This window comes from Amycolatopsis sp. N2S4-7 (genome assembly GCF_058119595.1).
Window position 1 is genome coordinate 6,481,210 of the sequence record NZ_CP172299.1, and the last position, 17,580, is coordinate 6,498,789.

General features: G+C 70.8%; 16 protein-coding genes. 8 read left to right on the forward strand and 8 right to left on the reverse strand.

The features are described from left to right. Positions 1-124: 124 nt before the first annotated feature. Positions 125-2,263, reverse strand: coding sequence for a molybdopterin-dependent oxidoreductase (locus tag ACH54P_RS30570; protein ID WP_489906782.1), 2,139 nt, complete (start codon positions 2,261-2,263; stop codon positions 125-127). 71 nt (positions 2,264-2,334) lie between these two features. Between ACH54P_RS30570 and ACH54P_RS30575 the strand changes: the two genes are divergently transcribed. Further along, positions 2,335-3,333, forward strand: coding sequence for a glycoside hydrolase family 76 protein (locus tag ACH54P_RS30575; protein ID WP_489906783.1), 999 nt, complete (start codon positions 2,335-2,337; stop codon positions 3,331-3,333). A gap of 9 nt (positions 3,334-3,342) precedes the next feature. Here ACH54P_RS30575 and ACH54P_RS30580 read toward each other — a convergent pair whose 3' ends face one another. From ACH54P_RS30580 to ACH54P_RS30590, 3 genes are all read right to left on the reverse strand, one after another. Next, on the reverse strand, positions 3,343-4,833 hold the full coding sequence (locus tag ACH54P_RS30580) for a hypothetical protein (RefSeq protein ID WP_489906784.1): 1,491 nt from the start codon (positions 4,831-4,833) through the stop codon (positions 3,343-3,345). A 152-nt stretch (positions 4,834-4,985) separates the two neighbouring features. Then, entirely contained in the window at positions 4,986-5,852 is an 867-nt protein-coding gene (locus ACH54P_RS30585; protein ID WP_489906785.1) for a LacI family DNA-binding transcriptional regulator, read from the reverse strand. A 69-nt stretch (positions 5,853-5,921) separates the two neighbouring features. Then, positions 5,922-6,959, reverse strand: a complete 1,038-nt coding sequence (locus ACH54P_RS30590) for a LacI family DNA-binding transcriptional regulator (RefSeq protein ID WP_489906786.1) — start codon at positions 6,957-6,959, stop codon at positions 5,922-5,924. A gap of 108 nt (positions 6,960-7,067) precedes the next feature. Here ACH54P_RS30590 and ACH54P_RS30595 point away from each other — a divergent pair, with 108 nt between their 5' ends. From ACH54P_RS30595 to ACH54P_RS30625, 7 genes are all read left to right on the forward strand, one after another. Then, positions 7,068-8,084, forward strand: a complete 1,017-nt coding sequence (locus ACH54P_RS30595; RefSeq protein WP_489906787.1) for a substrate-binding domain-containing protein — start codon at positions 7,068-7,070, stop codon at positions 8,082-8,084. Next, positions 8,081-9,076: an ABC transporter permease gene (locus ACH54P_RS30600; protein WP_489906788.1), complete on the forward strand. Its 996-nt coding sequence runs from the start codon at positions 8,081-8,083 to the stop codon at positions 9,074-9,076. The genes ACH54P_RS30595 and ACH54P_RS30600 overlap by 4 nt, the downstream gene beginning before the upstream one ends. Beyond that, the gene (locus ACH54P_RS30605; protein ID WP_489906789.1) at positions 9,073-9,882 is read left to right on the forward strand and encodes an ATP-binding cassette domain-containing protein; all 810 of its coding nucleotides are present in this window, start codon (positions 9,073-9,075) and stop codon (positions 9,880-9,882) included. Before ACH54P_RS30600 ends, ACH54P_RS30605 begins: the two co-directional genes overlap by 4 nt. 2 nt (positions 9,883-9,884) lie before the next feature. Beyond that, entirely contained in the window at positions 9,885-10,712 is an 828-nt protein-coding gene (locus ACH54P_RS30610; protein WP_489916724.1) for a PfkB family carbohydrate kinase, read from the forward strand. Next, positions 10,709-11,344 carry a nucleoside/nucleotide kinase family protein gene (locus ACH54P_RS30615; RefSeq protein WP_489906790.1) on the forward strand — a complete coding sequence of 212 codons (636 nt, stop codon included), beginning with the start codon at positions 10,709-10,711 and terminating at the stop codon, positions 11,342-11,344. The genes ACH54P_RS30610 and ACH54P_RS30615 overlap by 4 nt, the downstream gene beginning before the upstream one ends. Next, positions 11,341-12,081: an SDR family oxidoreductase gene (locus ACH54P_RS30620; protein WP_489906791.1), complete on the forward strand. Its 741-nt coding sequence runs from the start codon at positions 11,341-11,343 to the stop codon at positions 12,079-12,081. Before ACH54P_RS30615 ends, ACH54P_RS30620 begins: the two co-directional genes overlap by 4 nt. Before the next feature lie 176 nt (positions 12,082-12,257). Then, positions 12,258-12,671: a VOC family protein gene (locus ACH54P_RS30625; RefSeq protein ID WP_489906792.1), complete on the forward strand. Its 414-nt coding sequence runs from the start codon at positions 12,258-12,260 to the stop codon at positions 12,669-12,671. 6 nt (positions 12,672-12,677) lie between these two features. Here ACH54P_RS30625 and ACH54P_RS30630 read toward each other — a convergent pair whose 3' ends face one another. The 4 genes from ACH54P_RS30630 to ACH54P_RS30645 form a co-directional block, all read right to left on the reverse strand. After that, on the reverse strand, positions 12,678-13,352 hold the full coding sequence (locus ACH54P_RS30630) for a DedA family protein (RefSeq protein WP_489906793.1): 675 nt from the start codon (positions 13,350-13,352) through the stop codon (positions 12,678-12,680). Positions 13,353-13,483: 131 nt separating this feature from the next. Continuing rightward, complete coding sequence (locus ACH54P_RS30635; RefSeq protein WP_489906794.1) at positions 13,484-14,305, reverse strand: YceI family protein; 822 nt, start codon at positions 14,303-14,305, stop codon at positions 13,484-13,486. After that, positions 14,302-16,872 carry an MFS transporter gene (locus ACH54P_RS30640; protein ID WP_489906795.1) on the reverse strand — a complete coding sequence of 857 codons (2,571 nt, stop codon included), beginning with the start codon at positions 16,870-16,872 and terminating at the stop codon, positions 14,302-14,304. Before ACH54P_RS30640 ends, ACH54P_RS30635 begins: the two co-directional genes overlap by 4 nt. Further along, complete coding sequence (locus ACH54P_RS30645) at positions 16,869-17,399, reverse strand: MarR family winged helix-turn-helix transcriptional regulator (RefSeq protein ID WP_489906796.1); 531 nt, start codon at positions 17,397-17,399, stop codon at positions 16,869-16,871. The genes ACH54P_RS30640 and ACH54P_RS30645 overlap by 4 nt, the downstream gene beginning before the upstream one ends. Positions 17,400-17,580: the final 181 nt, after the last annotated feature.

A 17,580-nucleotide genomic window follows, 5' to 3' on the forward strand; every position in this document is an offset into this window, starting at 1 on the left:
AACCAGATCCGGGTGCGGGAGCGCTTCATTCGAACTCCGATGTTCGAGGCGGGGCCGCCGATGATCGATGTTTACGTCAACATCTGCGGCCGAGAATGCGCTCCCGCCCGGGCCGTGTCAAGCGTCAGACGGGGGCGACCTCGACCGGGATGCCGTTCAGGACGGACGTTCCGGACGGAACGTCCAGCAGCGTCTCGTCGGCGACCAGGTTGGAGTTGACGCCGGGGTTCGCGCGCGCCACCCGCGTCCGCGAACCGTCGACGTCGTGGCCCCAGCCGTGCGGGATGCTGATCACGCCCGGCCGGACCTCGTCGGTCACCTCCACCGGCACCTCGAGCTTCCCGGCGCGGGACGTCACCGACGCGAGCCCGCCGTCGGTGAGGCCGAGCCGTGCCGCGTCGGTGGGGTGCACCTGCACCGTGCACCGGTTGCCGCCGCGGACCAGCGGCTTCAGGTTGTGCATCCACGAGTTGTTCGAGCTCAGGTGCCGCCGTCCGATCAGCACGAGGCCGTCGTCGCCGGGCTTCGCCAGTTCCTCGCGCAGGCGCGGGACGTCGGCGACGACCGGCTCGGGCGCGAGCTCGATCCGCCCGGACGCCGTGCACAGCACCTCGGGGATCCGCGGCTTCAGCGGCCCGAAGTCCATCCCGTGCGGCGCGGCTTCGAGGTCGGCCAGCGTGACGTCGTAAGGCCCGGCCCGCAGCAGCAGGTCGACCAGCCGCGCGGGCCCGGTGCGCTCCCCGGTGACGTCCAGCTTGTTCCGGCGCGCGGTTTCGGCGGCGACGAAGTCGTCGAGCGCGGCGACGTCCGCCTCGGGGCCCTGACCGGTGACGATGCCGGTGAGCCGCAGCATGGTCTCCCACTCCTGCGGCAGTTCCGACGGCAGCGTCGCCGGCGTCCAGTTGGCGACGTTGCGGACCGAGAGCTGGTAGAAGGCCAGGTCGAAGTGCGGGCGCTCGAGCGGTGACGGGCCGGGGAGGATGACGTCGGCCTGGCGTGACGTCTCGTTGAGGTAGACGTCGACGGAGATCATGAAGTCGAGCTTCTTCAGGGCTTCGCTCAGGCGGCCGGAGTTCGGCGTGCTCAGGCACGGGTTGCCGCTGACGGTGATCAGCGCGCGGACCTGGCCGTCGCCCGGGGTTTCGATCTCGTCGGCGAGCGTCGCGACCGGCAGTTCGCCGACGACCTCGGGGTACCCGCGCACGCGGCTGCGCCAGCGTCCGACGGCGAACGGCCGGCGGTTTCCGGTCGGCTGGCACGCGGCCAGCGGGAACATGGCGCCGCCCGGCTCGTCGAGGTTGCCGGTGAGCACGTTGAGGACGTCGACCAGCCAGCTCGCGACCGTGCCGAACGCCTGCGTCGTGGTGCCGATCCGGCCGTAGACCACGGCGTTTTCGGCGTCGGCCAGCTCGAGCGCCAGCCGGCGGATCTCGGCGGCGTCGATGCCGGTGCGGGCCGCGACAGCCTCCGGCGTGAACGGCTGCGCGAGTTCGCGGACGTCGTCGAGGCCGTTGAGGTGCGCTTCGAGCCGCTTGAGCTGCACCCGGTCTTCGGCGAACAGCACGTTGACCAGCGCGAACAGCAGCAGTGCGTCGGTGCCGGGCCGGATGGCGTGGTGCTCGTCGGCGAACTGCGCGGTGCGCGTGCGGCGCGGGTCGACGACGACGATCTTGCCGCCGCGGTCGCGGATCCCGCGCAGCCGCCCGCGGATGTCCGGCGCGGTCATCAGGCTGCCGTTGGAGACGAGCGGGTTGGCGCCGAGGACGAGCAGGTGCCGCGTCCGGTCGAGGTCGGGCACGGGGATGGCGAGCGGGTCGCCGAACATGGTGCCGGCGGAGAAGTGCTTCGGCAGCTGGTCGACCGAGGTCGCGCTGTAGAAGTTCTTGGTGCCCAGGGCTTTGTAGAGCACGCGGCCGTAGAGCGTCAGCGCGATGTTGTGCACGCCGGGGTTGCCCGCGTACACCGCGACGGCGTCCCGGCCGTGCTGCTCCAGGATCGGCGGGAGGCGGCGGTCGATCTCGTCGTAGGCCTCCTGCCAGCTGACCTCGACGAACTCGCCGTCGCGCTTGAGCAGCGGCGCGGTCAGCCGGTCGGGGTCGTGGTGCAGCGCCCCGAGCGACGCGCCCTTCGGGCAGATGTAGCCCTTCGAGAAGACGTCCTTATCGTCGCCTTGCACGCGCGTGACCTGCTGGTTCTCGTCGAGGGTCACCTCGAGGCCGCAGGTTGCTTCGCACAGCGGGCAGGTGACGTGTGCTGTGGTCATGGGCACCTCGCAGGCCGTCGGGTCCTTCAACATACCGAGCGGTATGTCGAGGGGCAAGGCAGGATTGCGCCATGGACGTCTCGGCTGCCGAACGCGCGGTGACCGCGCGGCACCTGCGCCGCGTCTGGGCGCTGCCGGCCACGGTGCTGGGCCGCAGCGGCTGGCCGGCGTCGGCGGGTCAGCGGGTGCACTGGCACTGGAACTACTGGTGGCAGGCGCACCTGCTGGACACGCTCGTGGACGCTCAGCTGCGCGCGCCCACACCGGCGCGGCTGGCAATGATCCGGTCCTTCGTCCGTTCGGTGCGGCTGCGCAACTTCGGCCGCTGGACGAACGACTACTACGACGACATCGCGTGGCTCGGCCTTGCGCTGCAACGGGTTTCCGCGCTGGGTATCGACGTCGGCCCGGCGCTGGCGGCGATCGACACGCAGCTGCTGTCCGGCTGGACCGCCGCGGCGGGCGGTGGCATCTGGTGGCGCCGGGGCGACGACTTCAAGAACGCCCCCGCCAACGGCCCGGCGGCGATCTTCCACGCGCGCTCGGGAAACCTCACCCGGGCACGCGCGATGACGGACTGGCTGTCGGACACCTTGGTCGATCCGGCGACCGGGCTCGTGTGGGACGGGATCCGCGCGGACACCGGCGAGCTGGTGAAGCACATTTACACGTACTGCCAAGGGGTCTACCTCGGCGCCTGCCTGGAGTTGTCCGAAATGGACAATGCGGCGCGGACGGTCCGGGCGGTGTCGGAGCACCTCGCCCCCGGCGGGGTGCTCCGCGGCCAAGGCGGCGGCGACGGCGGGTTGTTCGCGGCGATCCTGGCCCGCTACCTGGCCCTGGCGGCCCACGCCCTGCCCGGTCCGGAAGCGGCGACGGCCCGCTCGCTGGTGCTGACGTCGGCGGATGCCTGCTGGTCCGGGGCTTCGGAAACCCCCGACGGGCCCCTGTTCAGCGCGTTCTGGGACCGCCCGGCGCCGGGACGGCCCCTGCCGGCGGACGCCCCGGAGCGGGACATGTCGGTGCAGGTCGGTGGCTGGATGCTCCTGGAGGCCGCGGCGACGCTCTGAGCGGCCGGGTCAGTTCTGGACGCCCTCCTTGCGCGGGTCGAGGTCGATCTTGCCGCGCTGGCCGTACTCGCCCTCCTGGCTGTTCTGCCACTTGGTCATCACCCAGTCGAACAGGCTCTTCTGCTTCTCGTCGCTCTCGGCGTACTTCTCGGCGGCTTTCTTGATCCGGTCGGCGGCCGTGAGGTACCGCTCGGTCGTCTTCTGGAAGAACGACTCGACGTTGTTCCGCAGGGCGATCAGGGCGGTGTCCGCCGAGGTGGGGACGACGCCGCGGCCCACCAGCTGGCCGTCGGCGTAGGAGGCGGCAGCGACGCTGCTCAGCAGGCCGGAGTAGATCTCGGCGGCGTCGTAGCACCGCTGCGCGAGGTCGAGGATCGACACGACGTCCGCGGTGTACCCGCGGGGCGCGGCGGCGCCGGGCTTCGGGGCGTGCGCGAAGTCGTAGAGCTCCAGCCAGGCGTGGTCCACGCCGGCGACCTGGTGCTCGATGGCCGTGATGGCTTTCCGGTAGTCCGCCTCGGCGTGGTCCAGGTCGGTGTGGAGAGCGCGGACGGCGGTGTCCAGGTGGGTGAAGAAGTCGCTCAACAACGGGAAGCGAAGGTCTTCGTTCGTTTTCCCCTCGCGGAGGTTCATCGCGAAGTCGACGAGGGCCAGCGTCGTCCCGACGCCGCTCGGTGCCTCGTTCCCGATCGCTTCGATGACGGTGCTGGTGATGCTCCACGCCCGGCTGACGGCGTCCACCGCCAGCCGCTCCTTCGAGGTGTCCGTCGACGGCGCGGCGGCCTCGAAGAGTTCACCGGCGGCCCGGGCGAGGAGGAGCAGGGTGTTGTTCCGCGTGGCGTGGATCGTCGTGGCGCGGAGGGAATAGCAGTTGGCCAGCCACTTCACGAGGATGTTCTGGTTCTTCATGGTGGGGCCGATCGAGGCGAGAAAGCCGGTCTTGAGGTTTTCCGCCGCGATTCCCGTCCACCCCTCCAGCCAGATCCAGTTGTTGCCCTTGTCTTCGCCGGAGAGCAGGTTGACCACGCCGGGCAGCGCGTTGCCGTCGAGGGAGTCGTCCGGCTTCATCTTTCCTTCGACGGACACGAGGTTCTCCCGCGCGTCCTCGAGGGACGAGAGTTCCGGGCCGCCCGCGAGATCCGGGATCGCGGCGGCCAGCTGTTCCCGTTTCGCCCACGCCCAGTCCCCGACCTGTGCGAAGACGTCGGCTGCCCGGCATTCGACGTAGGTCGCGTCCGGCACGCTCCACCCGTCGCAGGCGGCGGACGGCCGGTTGGCCGGGGTGCTGTCGTTGACCGCCCACGTGACGAACGGGCAGGTGGTGAGGTGGCCTCGCGACTCGACCGGGACCTGCCACCGGGCCGGCTCCGGGGCCGCGTTGATCTGGCTCGTCCCGCCGCGCAGGGTCTGGCCGGCGTCCCTGATCCACCGGCGTTCGAGTGCCTGCCAGTAATCGTTGAGCGCCGCCGAAAGGGAAGCCGAGTAAACGCTTCCACTCATGTACCCATCGCTCATGCGACCCCTCTGTTTTCCCTCCCGCGGCCGGGAGCGCGCCGAGATTAACAACAACAGCACCCTATGTGACGCATCTCGACAGACCGTCACTCCACGACGTCCGGAACCGGCCAGTGACCGGCATCGTCCTCGGTCGCTCAGCAGCCGCAGGAGGCGCCGTGCAGGAACTTCGGCGTCAGGTGCACCGATTCCGGGGGCCGGTCCGGGTCCGCCATCCGCGTCAGCAGCAGCTGCAGCGCCCGGCGCCCGAGGTCGCCCACCGGCTGGGCCAGGGTCGTCACCGCCGGGCTCACCCGCCGGGCCCAGTCCATGTCGCCGTAGCCCACCACGGCCAGCTCCGAGCCGATCCGGATTCCCCGGCGGTGAGCCTCGTACTGGACGCCCACCAGCATCGATTCGTCCGCCACGACCAGGGCCGTCGGGGAGGGCCAGCCGTCCAGGAGCTTGGCCGTCGCCCGGGCGGCGCCGCCGGAAGTCGACAACCCGCACTCCACCAGTTCGCGGTTGAAGCGCAGCCCCGCCTGCTCCAGGCCCAACCGGTAGCCGCGGACGCGCTCGCGGCTGGTGTCCAGGCCCTCGTCGCCCGAGATCAGGCCGATCTTGCGGTGCCGCCGCTCGGTCAGGTGCTTCACCAGCGACGCCACCGCGTGCACGTTCTCCGTGCCCACCTGGTCGACGTCGTTGCGGGCGGCGACCCGGTCGACCAGCACGGTCGGCACGCCCATCCGCACCAGGCCGTTGATCACCGCTTCGTCGCCGGCCGAGGGAACCAGCAGGACGCCGTCGACGAGGTCCGCGCGCAGCGCGCGGACCACCGCGGCTTCTTCGCTGACGCTGTCTTCGGTGTCGGCCAGCACGACGTCGCACCCCGCCTGCGCCGCGGCCGCCCTGATGGAGCGCAGCAGCTCACCCGAGTAGGGGTTCGCGTGCACACCCATCGCGACGCCGATCCGGTAGGTGACCGGGGGGTCCCACAACCGGAGCTCCGGCGAAAGTGCGGTCATAAGCCCTCGCAGACGCTCTGCCGCACGGTATCCGCTGAACGGTGCTCCGGAGGCCCCTGAGCCGCAGAATCACTGAGGTGAGTGAACCGGCGGGCAGCCGCACGACTCTCGGTGACGCAGAGTGGGTGCGAGCCGGACCGTTTCGGCCTTGCGGGCCGGGTCGTTGATCCGGGCCAGCAGCAGCCGCACCGCCTGGCGGCCGATCTCCTCGATCGGCTGCGCCATCGTCGTCAGCGGCGGGTCGACCAGGTCCGCCCACTCGACGTCGTCGTAGACCACCACCGGCAGGTCACGCCCGATGCGCAGGCCCCGCCGCCGTGCCTCGTGCAGCACCCCGACCATCATGCTGTCGTTCCCGACGACCAGCGCCGTCGGCGGCTCGGGCAGCGCCAGCAGCGTGCTCAACGCCAGCGCCCCGCCCTCGTGCGACGAGTTTCCGCAGGCCACGAGCTCGGACGACCACGTGAGGCCCGACCGGCCCAGACCCAGCCGGTAGCCCAGCACCCGCTCCTCGCTCGTCGACAGCCCGGGCGCGCCGCTGATCATCCCGATCCGCCGGTGCCCGAGCGTCGCCAGGTGCGCGGTCAGCGCCGACGTCGCCTGGATGTTCTCCGTGCCGACCTGGTCGACGTCGACGCGGGTGGTCAGCCGGTCGATCAGCACCGTCGGCACGTCCAGCGACACGAGCTCGCCGATCACCGGGCCGTCGCCCGGCGCCGGCGTGATGAGCAGGCCGTCGACGCGACGGGAGCGGAGCGCCCGCACCGTGTCACGCTCCGTGTCCGCGGTGTCGTGCGTGTCGGCCAGCAGGACGGTGTAACCGTGCGACGAGGCCTCCCGCTCGATCGCCTGCATCAGCGTCGCGAAGTACGGGTTGGCCACGAGCGAAATCGCCATCCCGATCGACCGGGTCCCGCCGGTGACCAGCGACCGCGCGATCGCGTCGCCGGTGTAGCCGGTCGTCTCGATCGCCCGCAGCACGGCGGCCTTGGTGTCCTCGGCGACCGCGCGCGTCCCGTTCACGACGTGCGAGACGGTCGTGATCGACACGCCGGCGAGCTCGGCGATGTCCCGCTGGGTCGGCCGCGAAGACCTCGGCTGAGGCATACCCATCCTTTCCGGCAAGCGTTTGCGCAAACGCTTGCGTCCACGGAGCAGTCTGTCTACCTTCCCGACCATCGGCAAGCCTCGGACCCGAAACAAAGGGTGGGAACCATGAGACAGCGAAGTCTCACCGCACTCGCGCTGGCCGCCGTCCTCGCCGCGACGACCGGCTGCACGGTCGAACGCCACTGGGGCGGCAACACGAACACCGGCGGGAGCGGCAAAGCGAAGGTCGGTCTGGTCACCAAGACCGACACCAACCCCTACTTCGTCGAACTCCGCAACTCCGCCAGAGCCGCCGCGCAGGCCAACGGCGCCGACTTCAACGCGCTCGCCGGCCAGTTCGACGGCGACAACGACGGCCAGGTCCGCGCCATCGAGAACCTCATGCAGCAGGGCGTCAACACCATCCTGATCACGCCCAGCTCGTCCACCGGGGTGCTCAAGGCGATCAAGGACGCCCGCGACGCGGGGGTCCTGGTCATCGCCCTCGACACCGCCACCGAACCGCCGGACGCGGTCGACGCCACCTTCGCCACCGACAACTTCGCCGCCGGCCAGCAGCAGGGCGCCTACGTCAAGGCCGCGCTCAACGGCACGCCGCCCAAGCTGCTCATGGTCGACGGCACCGCCGGCAGCTCGGTCGACACCCAGCGCCACGGCGGTTTCCTCAAGGGCATCGGGCTGACCGACGGCTCGCCGGAGATCAAGGGCCACACCGCGGCCAACGGCGACCAGAGCCTCGCCCAGCAGGGCATGGAGAACCTGCTCCAGCGCAGCACCGACATCAACGCCGTCTACTCGATGAACGAGCCGATGGGCCGCGGCGCGTACGCGGCGCTGAAGGCCCGCGGGCTCACCGGGCAGATCGTCATGGGCTCGATCGACGGCGGCTGCGAAGGCGTCCAGAACGTCAAGGACGGCCTCTACGCGGCGACCGTCATGCAGTTCCCCAAGAAGATGGCCGAACAGGGCGTGCTCGCCGCCGTCGAGTACGCCAAGACCGGGAAGAAGCCGTCGGGCTTCGTCAACACCGGTTCCGCCGTGATCACCGACAAGCCCGTGCCCGGCGTCGAAAGCCACGACACCGCGTGGGGCCTGCAGAACTGCTGGGGAGGCCAGAAATGACGACCGCAACCGCAGTGTCCACAAGGGAACGTGAGTCGCTCGGCGAGTTCCTCCTCCGCGCCCCCGCGGTCGGCCCGGCGCTCGCGCTGGTCGTCGCGATCGTGGTGTTCTCGCTGTCGACGGACACCTTCTTCGACCTCGACAACCTGTCCACGGTGGTCCAGCAGTCGCTCGTCGTCGGGACGCTCGCGCTGGGCCAGACGCTCGTCATCCTCATCGCGGGCATCGACCTGTCCAACGCCTCGTCCATGGTCGTCGCGACGCTGATCATGGCGAAGCTCGCCGCGGCAGGCACGAACGGGTTCGTCGCGCTGCTCGCCGGGGTGGTGCTGACGATCATCGTCGGCATCTTCATCGGCTCGCTCGCGACGCGGATCAAGCTGCCGGCGTTCATCATCACGCTCGGCACGTTCACCATGCTGACCGCGGTGTCGAAGCTGATCGCCGGCGGCCAGGCCGTGCCGGTGACCGACGGGCTGCTGCAGTGGCTCGGCACCAAGCGCTACCTCTTCGGCGGCATCCCGATCACCTACGGCATGACGCTGGCGCTGCTGATGTACCTCGGCGTCTGGTACGCGCTGACGAAAACGGCGTGGGGCAAGCACGTCTACGCCGTCGGCAACGCGCCGGAGTCCGCCCGGCTGTCCGGCATCAAGGTCAACCGCACGGTGCTGTCGGTCTACATCGTCGCCGGGCTGACCTTCGGCATCGCCGCCTGGCAGGCGCTCGGCCGGACGCCGAACGCCGATCCGAACCAGTTCCAGCTCGGCAACCTCGACTCGATCACCGCCGTCGTCCTCGGCGGGACGAGCCTCTTCGGCGGCCGCGGCTCGGTGCTCGGCACGCTGATGGGCGCGCTGGTCGTGGCGGTGCTGCGGTCCGGCTTGACGCAGATGAACGTCGACGGCAACTACCAGGACCTCGCCACCGGTGCCCTGCTCATCGCCGCCGTCGTGGTGGACCGGATCGCGAGGAGGCAGCAGCAGTCATGACCGAACCGATCCTGCAGGCCCGGGGCCTGGTCAAGCGCTACGGCCGCGTCACCGCCATCGACGGCGCCGACTTCGACCTGCTGCCCGGCGAGGTGCTCGCCGTGGTCGGCGACAACGGAGCCGGGAAGTCGTCGCTCATCAAAACCCTGTCCGGGGCCGTGATCCCGGACGAGGGCGAGATCAAAGTGGACGGTCAGACCGTCCACTTCAAGTCCCCTTTGGACGCTCGGCACTACGGCATCGAGACGGTGTACCAGGACCTCGCCGTCGCGCCCGCGCTCGACATCGCGTCGAACATGTTCCTGGGCCGGGAAAAGCGGCTCAAGGGACCGTTCGGGCTGTTCCGCAAGCTCGACACCGCCACCATGCGGACCGAGGCGCAGCGGATCCTCGACGAGCTGGGCATCAACATCAAGTCGATCACGCAACCGGTGGAGACCCTGTCCGGCGGCCAGCGCCAGGGTGTCGCCGTGGCCCGCGCGGCCGCGTTCGGCACCAAGGCCGTGATCATGGACGAGCCCACCGCCGCGCTCGGCGTCGCCGAGTCCGGCAAGGTGCTCGACCTGATCGGCCGGATCCGCGACCGCGGCCTGCCGGTGGTGCTGATCAGCCACAACATGCCGCACGTCTTCGACATCGCCGACCGCATCCACGTGCACCGCCTCGGCAAGCGCGTCGCGGTCGTCTCGCCGAAGACGCACTCGATGAACCAGGTCGTCGGCCTGCTCACGGGTGCCCTGCGGCTCAACGAGAACGGCGAGGTCGAAGAGGCCGCCGCCGCGACCCACGTGGCCGGCTTGAAGTGAGAGTGCTGCTGGCGGGCTTGTGCACCGTGGACCTGGTGCAGCGGGTCGAGGAGCTTCCGGCGCCGGGCGAGAAGGTGCAGTCGCTGCGGGTGGACGTCGCGGCCGGTGGGCCCGCGACGAACGCCGCTGTGACGGCCGCCGCGCTCGGCGCCGAGGCGACCCTGCTGACCGTCCTCGGTGCGCACCCGCTGGCGGCCCTCGCCCGCGCCGACCTCGAAGCCCACGGCGTCCAGGTCGTCGATCTGGACGCCGCCCGGCCGGATCCCCCGCCCGTCAGCGCCGTCGCCGTGCGCGAGCGCGACGGCGAGCGGACCGTCGTCTCCCGCAACGCGGCGGGCTCGGAAGCCACCTGGAGCGGTGCCGTCGACGCGGACGTGGTGCTCGTCGACGGGCACCACCCGAAGGTCGCGCTGGCCGTCGCCCGCGCGGCCGGGAGCGTGCCGGTCGTCCTCGACGCCGGGAGCTGGAAGCCCGTGCTCGACGAGCTCCTCCCGCTGGTCGACATCGCCGCGTGCTCCGCGCACTTCACCGCGCCGGGACCGGGCCTGCACGAGCGCGGCGTCCCCACCGTCATCACCACCGCGGGGCCCGGCCCGGTTCGGTGGTCCACTGCGGACGGCGGCTCGGGTGAGGTGCCTGTGCCCGCCGTCGAAGCGCGGGACACACTAGGTGCGGGCGACGTCTGGCACGGCGCGCTCGCCGTGGCCGTGGCTCGCGAACGAACGGTGACGGACCGGATTCGCTTCGCCAACGAGGTGGCCGCCGAACGGGTGCGGCAGGTGGGACCGCGGTCGTGGACGACCGCGATCGCAGGAAGGAACAGGACATGACGGCGTTCGACGACCTGCTGGCCCGGGCCGAGGGCCTGACCGTGCGCGGCCAGCGCAACGTGCTCGGCATCGTGGGCGCGCCCGCGTCCGGCAAGACCACCCTCGCGTGGGCGCTGGCCAACGCGCTCGGCTCGCGCGCCGCCGTGGTCGGCATGGACGGCTTCCACCTCGCGCAGGTCGAGCTGCGCCGGCTGGGCCGCACCGAGCGCAAGGGGGCGCCGGACACGTTCGACGCCGCCGGCTACTACCACCTGATCCGCCGGCTCGCCGAAGGCCGCGAAACGGTCTACGCGCCGGAGTTCCGCCGGGAGATCGAGGAGCCGATCGCCGGCGCGGTCCCCGTGGCGCCCGAGGTCCAGCTCGTCATCACCGAGGGCAACTACCTGCTGCTGCCGGACGACCCGTGGAGCGGGATCCGGCCGCTGCTCACCGAGGCGTGGTTCCTGGCGCCGGACGAGCCAGAGCGGATCGAACGCCTGGTGTCGCGCCACCGCCGCTACGGCCGTTCGCTGGTCGAGGCGCGGCAGCGCGCGCTCGGCTCCGACCAGCGCAACGCCGACCTCATCTCGCAGACGCGGGACCGGGCCGACCTGGTGCTGGAGAACCTGCCGCTGGCGAACTTCGCGATTTGACCGTCATCGTCACGGGCGGCAGCCGCGGGATCGGTGCCGCGATCTGCGAGCTGGCCGCCGCCCGCGGTCACGACGTCGTCGTCAACTTCTCCGGGGAGCCCGCCCCCGCCGAGGCCGTCGCCGAGCGGGTGCGGGCGCACGGACGCCGGGCGCTGGCGTTCCGCGCGGACGTCTCGGTCGAGGACGACGTCCGCGCGTTGTTCGACGCGGCCGCCGAGCTGGGCCCGGTGACCGCGCTGGTCAACAACGCCGCGATCGTCGGCAACACACCCGGCCGGCTGGACTCCTACGACGTCGAGGTCGTCCGGCGGACCCTCGACGTGAACGTCACCGGGGTGTTCCTGTGCTGCCGTGAGGCGGTCCGCCGCATGTCCACGCGCCACGGCGGGGACGGCGGCGCGATCGTCAACATCTCCTCGACGGCCGCGCGCACCGGCTCGGCCGGCGAGTGGGTGCACTACGCCGCGTCGAAGGCTGCCGTCGACACGCTGACGCTCGGGCTCGCGCAGGAGGTCGCGGCCGACGGGATCCGGGTCAACGCGGTCCGGCCCGGCATGATCCACACCGGGTTGCACGAGGCGGCGGGGCTGCCGGACCGGCTCGAGAAGTACGCGCGGCAGATCCCGATGGGCCGGGCCGGCCAGCCCGCCGAGATCGCCGAATCGGTGCTGTTCCTGCTGTCCCCGGCCTCGTCGTTCACCACGGGCGCGGTGCTGGACGTCGGTGGCGGCCGGTGATCGGGTGAGCACTCTCTGATAATTCGGAATGACCTTGGGTCACGGACGTCCGCTTGCTGAGACGCCCGGAGACGGCGAGATCACGATCGGACGGGGAACTTGGTCACCTCCGTTTCGGCCGGCGAACGCTGTGCAACTCTGGGGAGCCGCCACCCGAAAGGACGGCTTCGACAGCCATGGCAAAACTCATGTCCGTGCACCACCTGGCGCTCACCGTGACCGACGTGGACCGCAGCGTGCCGTGGTACGTGCGCGTCCTCGACCTCGAGGAGGTCACCCGGCGCGAAGAGCCGGACACGGGACTGCGCAAGGTCGTGCTGCGGTCCGCCGGCGACGAGTTCTCCGTCGTGCTGGTGCAGCACGCGGACACCGGCAGACGCGGGTTCGACGAACGCCGGACGGGGCTGGACCACGTCGCGTTCAAGGTGGATTCGGTCGCCGAGCTGGCCGAATGGGAGAGCAGGCTCGCCGAGTTCGGCGTCTTCTCCGAACCGGCCGGGCCGTCCCGCACCTTCGAAGGCTCGCACGTCCTCGTGTTCCGCGACCCGGACGGCATCCAGCTGGAGATCTGGACCGACCCGGTGCTCTGAACGCGTTCAGGCGCGGGCGTTGCTGTCGTCCGGCTCGTCGACCGGCCGGCGCATCTCCTGGCGGTAGCGCAGCACGCCGTACCCGGTCCCGAACACGAAGAAGGCGACGCTGATCCACAGCGCGGCCGTCTTCAGCCACGGCAGCGCGTCCAGCAGGCCGGCGCCGTAGTAGCCGAGCAGCACCAGCGTCGGCACCCAGAGCAGGCCGCCGAGGGCGGTCGCCGCCATGAACCGGCGCGGGTCCATCCGCGCGGCGCCGGCGATCAGCGGGGCGAGCGTGCGGATCCACGGGATCCACCGGGCCGCCACGATCGCGAAGAAGCCCTTGCGGTCCAGGAACCGCTGCGCGCGTTCGAGGTTGTGCCGGTTCAGCACCTTCCCGTCGCGGCGCGCGATGAGCTTCGTCCCGCTGGAGCGCCCGATGTAGTAGCCGATCTGGTTGCCGAGGACGGCGACGATCAGCGCGGCTCCCGACAGGAACCACGCGTTGGCGTCCGAACCGTGCTGCGCCAGCACCACACCGGCCCCGAACAGCAGCGAATCGCCGGGCAGGAACAGCCCGATGATCAGCGCGCACTCGACCAGCACGAAGCTCAGCACGATCACCCAGACGAGCAGCGGTCCGGCGGTGTCCAGCCAGCTCACGCCGACGCCCGCGGCCTCGATGCTCACGACGTTCACACCGCGAGCCTACGTGGCCCGGGTGAACACCCCGCGGCGAACGGTCAAATCGAGCTGTCCGGAAGTTTCACTCTCACGAACGGTGAAGGCCCCCTCACCAGTGGTGGTGAGAGGGCCTTCGAACCGTGGACTCAGAACTGCGGCAGCGACTCGCCCTGCACCGCTTCGATGTCCAGCTCGACCTTGACCGTCGTGCCGACCGCCGCGACCCCGGCGCGGACCATCGCGCTGTAGTTGATCGCGAAGTCGTTCCGGTGCAGCGTCGTCTCGGCGTGGAACGCGACGCGGACGCCGCCCCACGGGTCCGGGCCCCAGCCGCCGTAGGTCAGGTCCAGCTCGATCTCGCGGCGCTCGCCGTGCAGCGTGAGCTCGCCCAGCAGCGTCCACGAGTCCGCGCCGCGCTGGCGCAGCCCGGTGCTCGTGAACGTGATCACCGGGTGCACGTCGACGTCGAGGAAGTCCGGCGAACGCAGGTGGTCGTCCCGCATCCGGATGCCGGTGTCGATGCTCGCCGCCTTGATCTCGGCGTGCACCGCCGACCGCTCGGCCGGGCGGCCGATCTCGATCCGGCCGGACACGTCCGGGAACCGCGCCTTGATGCTCGCGATGCCCAGGTGCCGCGCGGTCGCGACCACCGACGTGTGCATCGGGTCGATCACCCACGGCCCGGCGGGCGGGAGGTCGATCGCCTCGGCGACCGGGGCCAGCACGACGTCGCCGAGCGAGCCCGAGCCGTCCGAGGCGATCTGCGCCGTCCGGGCGACCGGGGTGTACCCGGTCGCCGTGACGACGGCGGTGTAGGCGCCCGGGGGCAGCGCGTCGGTGACGGCTTGCCCGCGGACGTCCGCCGCCTGCCGGGCGACCTGCCGCCCGGCCGGGTCGGTGACGGTGAGCACGGCGTGCTCCACCGCCCAGCCCTCGGCCGTGCGGAAGGTCGCGCGCAGACCGGTCATGACCGGTCGACCAGCTCGTCGAGGGCCTGGTCGTAGCTCAGCCGGACGTCGTGGCCGGCTTCGCCACCGGTGAGGTCCACCTGGCTGGTCGCCGGCGGGTAGCCGCTCGCCACCACGGTGTACGCGCCCGCGGGCAGGTCGCTCACCACGTACTTGCCTTCGCCGTCGGTCCGCGCGACCGCGGCCACGTTGCCTTCGGCGTCGAGCACGGTGATCCGCGCGTCCGGCACGATCCGGTCGCCCTCGGTCCGCGCGGTGCCGGTCAGCAGCACCGAGCTGGCGAGCTCGACGTCGTGGCGCAGCACGCCGCTGTCGGGCACGGTCAGCGTCACCGCGAAGGGCCGGTAGCCCGGGCCGCTGGCGACCAGGGTGTAGGCCCCGGCGCCGACCCCGACGAAGGCGTAGGTGCCGTCCGTGGTCGTGATGAACGCGCCGTTCACCTCGCCGCGGCCGTCGGTCAGCGTCACGGTCACGTTCGCCAGCGGGGAGCCGGTCGCGGCCGCCCGGACGGTGCCGGTCAGCTCGCCGGACCCGGTGAGCGTGACGTCGACCGTCGCCGGCCCGTTGCTGATCACGACACTGGAGGCCTGCGGCTGGTGGCCGTGCGCGGACACGATGAGCACGTACGCGCCCGGGCCCTGGCTGGGCACCGAGTAGCTGCCGTCCGCCGCCCCGGTGGCCCGCGCGACCTGGCGGCCGCGCTGGTCGATCAGGGTCAGCGCGGCACCCGGCACGTGGCTGCCGTCCTGGCGGCGGACGTGCCCGGTCACCGGCAGGCCGCCCGCGCCGACCGGGGTGTCCAGTTCGGCGTCGGCGACGGAGTTCGTGATCGGCAGCGCACCGGAAACGGCCTGGTAGTCACCGTGCCCGTTGCTCAGCGCGTGCTTCCCGCCGCCGACCAGGGCCGGCTCGCGGTCGACCGGCTTGACCGGCTCGACGATCTCGGTCGGCGCGTCCGCGAAGTCGTCCTCCTCGAGCAGCGCCTCGCCGCCCTCCACGGCCGCCGCGGCCGGGGCCGCGTTGGTCAGCGGGATCTCCTTCATGAACAGCAGCACCACCGTGGCCAGCAGCGCCACCGCACCCGCGATGTAGAACACCGTGGTGATCGAGTCGGTGAAGCCGATCAGCACCGGGGTCCGGATCGCCTCGGGCAGGTTCTGGATGCCGCTGGTGTTCTCCGACAGGTTGCCGATGCCCGCCCCGGCGCCGGCCGGCAGCTGCCCGCCGAACGCCTTCGTGATGTTCGGCAGCAGGGTGTTGAACAGGACCGTCAGGAAGATCGCGACACCGGCGGTACCACCGATCTGGCGGAAGAACGTCGCCGACGCGGTCGAGACGCCCATGTCGCTGCGCGGGCCCGCGTTCTGCACCGCGATGATCAGCGTCTGCATGCACTGGCCGAGGCCGAGACCGATGATGGCGGCCGCGACCAGCGGGTGCCACAGCGCGGAGTCGTACTTGACCTGCGCGAAGAAGAACGCGCCGCCGGCGATCAGGATGGTGCCGATGATCGGGAAGATCTTGTAGCGCCCGGTCTTCCCGGTGAGCCGGCCGGACACGATCGAGCTGAGCATGATGCCCGCCATCAGCGGCAGCATCAGCAGCCCCGACTCGGTCGGCGTGTAGCCCTGCACGACCTGCATGAACTGCGGGATCATCGTGATCGCGCCGAACATCGCGACACCGACGATGACGCCGCCGATGATCGCCACGGTGAACGTCGAGTTCTTGAACAGCCGCAGCGGGATCAGCGCGGCGTCCTTCATCAGCTTCTCGACCGCGATGAACGCGATCACGCCGACGCCGCCGATGACGTAGCACCAGATGGACTTCTGGTCGCCCCAGCCCCACTTCTGGCCCTGCTCCGCGACGACCAGGAACGGCACGACCGCGACGACCAGCGTCAGCGCGCCCCACCAGTCGATCTTGTGCTTGTGCGGGGTGTGCGGCACGTTCAGGACCTTCGCCACGACGAACAGCGCGAGGACGCCGATCGGGACGTTGATCAGGAAGACCCAGCGCCAGCCGTCGATGCCGGCCAGGTCGTCGATGCCGGCGAAGAGACCGCCCAGCACCGGGCCGAGCACGGTCGACAGACCGAACACAGCGAGGATGTACCCCTGGTACTTGGCCCGCTCACGCGGCGGCACGATGTCGCCGAGGATGGTCATGGCCAGCGACATCAGGCCGCCGGCGCCGAGGCCCTGGACCGCGCGGAACGCGGCGAGCTCGTACATCGACTGCGAGAACGTCGAGGCCAGCGAACCGGCGACGAAGATCGTGATCGCGGCCAGGTAGAACGGCTTGCGGCCGTAGATGTCGGACAGCTTGCCGTAGATCGGCGTGACGATCGTCGAGGTGATCAGGTACGCCGTGGTCGCCCAGGCCTGCAGGTCGAAACCGTGCAGGTCGTTGGCGATCTTGACGATCGCCGTGCCGACGATCGTCTGGTCGAGCGCGGCGAGGAACATGCCGCACATCAGGCCGCTCAGGATCGTGACGATCTGGCGGTGGCTCAGCCGTGGTGGTTCCTTCGCCACGGGTTGTTCGACGGTGGTGGTGCTCATGCGTTGGCCCCCTTGGCCGGTGCAGCGGCGGACGCGTGGGCGTCGGCCAGCTGTGGAGAGTGGTTCTCGATACCTGTGTTGAGCCGGCCGAACAGCCGGTTGAGGGTCTGGATCTCCCCTTCGGTCCAGTCCCCGAGGACTTCGGCCAGCCACTCGTTGCGCTTCTTGCGGTTCTCTTCGAACACCCGCATGCCCTCGGCCGTCGGCGCGAGCAGGCAGGCCCGGCCGTCTTCGGGGTCGGCCTGGCGCTCGACCAGGCCGTGCTGGACGAGGGAGCTCGACTGCCTGCTGATCGTGGAGATCTCGGAGTGGAGCGACTCGGCGAGCCGGCTGGTGCGCTGCGGGCCCTCGTGGATGAGGGTGAAGAGAATCGCGTACGCCGCCCGCTCGATCCCGTCCGGTCCCTGCTTGGAGACCTGGGACTTCGCCTTGTTGATCAGCCGGACCAGGCGGACGAGCTCATGACCGAGCTGGTCGGCGAGGTCGAGTTCGGCCGTGGGCCGGGTGGCTGCGGTGTTCGGTGCCATGGTGATCCTTCAAGGCGTTGGTTGGCGGCTGCAACTAGTTGCCTCAAGCAAGGATGTGCCTTCACTAGCGGTTATGCAAGCGGAGTACCTCGCGATGTGTCGGAACACACTTTAGTTGTCGTATGCAAGCAGATTTCCGGCGGGGCTCCCGGTGGAACAAAGAGGGCGGCCCGGGGTTGGA

Excerpts from the sequence above, each read along its gene's own strand:
- ACH54P_RS30600 (WP_489906788.1), top strand. The coding sequence starts at position 8,081 with ATGACGACCGCAACCGCAGTGTCCACAAGGGAACGTGAGTCGCTCGGC.
- ACH54P_RS30595 (WP_489906787.1), top strand. The coding sequence starts at position 7,068 with ATGAGACAGCGAAGTCTCACCGCACTCGCGCTGGCCGCCGTCCTCGCC.
- ACH54P_RS30590 (WP_489906786.1), bottom strand. The coding sequence starts at position 6,959 with ATGCCTCAGCCGAGGTCTTCGCGGCCGACCCAGCGGGACATCGCCGAG.
- ACH54P_RS30575 (WP_489906783.1), top strand. The coding sequence starts at position 2,335 with ATGGACGTCTCGGCTGCCGAACGCGCGGTGACCGCGCGGCACCTGCGC.
- ACH54P_RS30640 (WP_489906795.1), bottom strand. The coding sequence starts at position 16,872 with ATGAGCACCACCACCGTCGAACAACCCGTGGCGAAGGAACCACCACGG.
- ACH54P_RS30615 (WP_489906790.1), top strand. The coding sequence starts at position 10,709 with ATGACGGCGTTCGACGACCTGCTGGCCCGGGCCGAGGGCCTGACCGTG.
- ACH54P_RS30605 (WP_489906789.1), top strand. The coding sequence starts at position 9,073 with ATGACCGAACCGATCCTGCAGGCCCGGGGCCTGGTCAAGCGCTACGGC.
- ACH54P_RS30570 (WP_489906782.1), bottom strand. The coding sequence starts at position 2,263 with ATGACCACAGCACACGTCACCTGCCCGCTGTGCGAAGCAACCTGCGGC.
- ACH54P_RS30585 (WP_489906785.1), bottom strand. The coding sequence starts at position 5,852 with ATGACCGCACTTTCGCCGGAGCTCCGGTTGTGGGACCCCCCGGTCACC.
- ACH54P_RS30580 (WP_489906784.1), bottom strand. The coding sequence starts at position 4,833 with ATGAGTGGAAGCGTTTACTCGGCTTCCCTTTCGGCGGCGCTCAACGAT.
- ACH54P_RS30625 (WP_489906792.1), top strand. The coding sequence starts at position 12,258 with ATGGCAAAACTCATGTCCGTGCACCACCTGGCGCTCACCGTGACCGAC.
- ACH54P_RS30635 (WP_489906794.1), bottom strand. The coding sequence starts at position 14,305 with ATGACCGGTCTGCGCGCGACCTTCCGCACGGCCGAGGGCTGGGCGGTG.
- ACH54P_RS30645 (WP_489906796.1), bottom strand. The coding sequence starts at position 17,399 with ATGGCACCGAACACCGCAGCCACCCGGCCCACGGCCGAACTCGACCTC.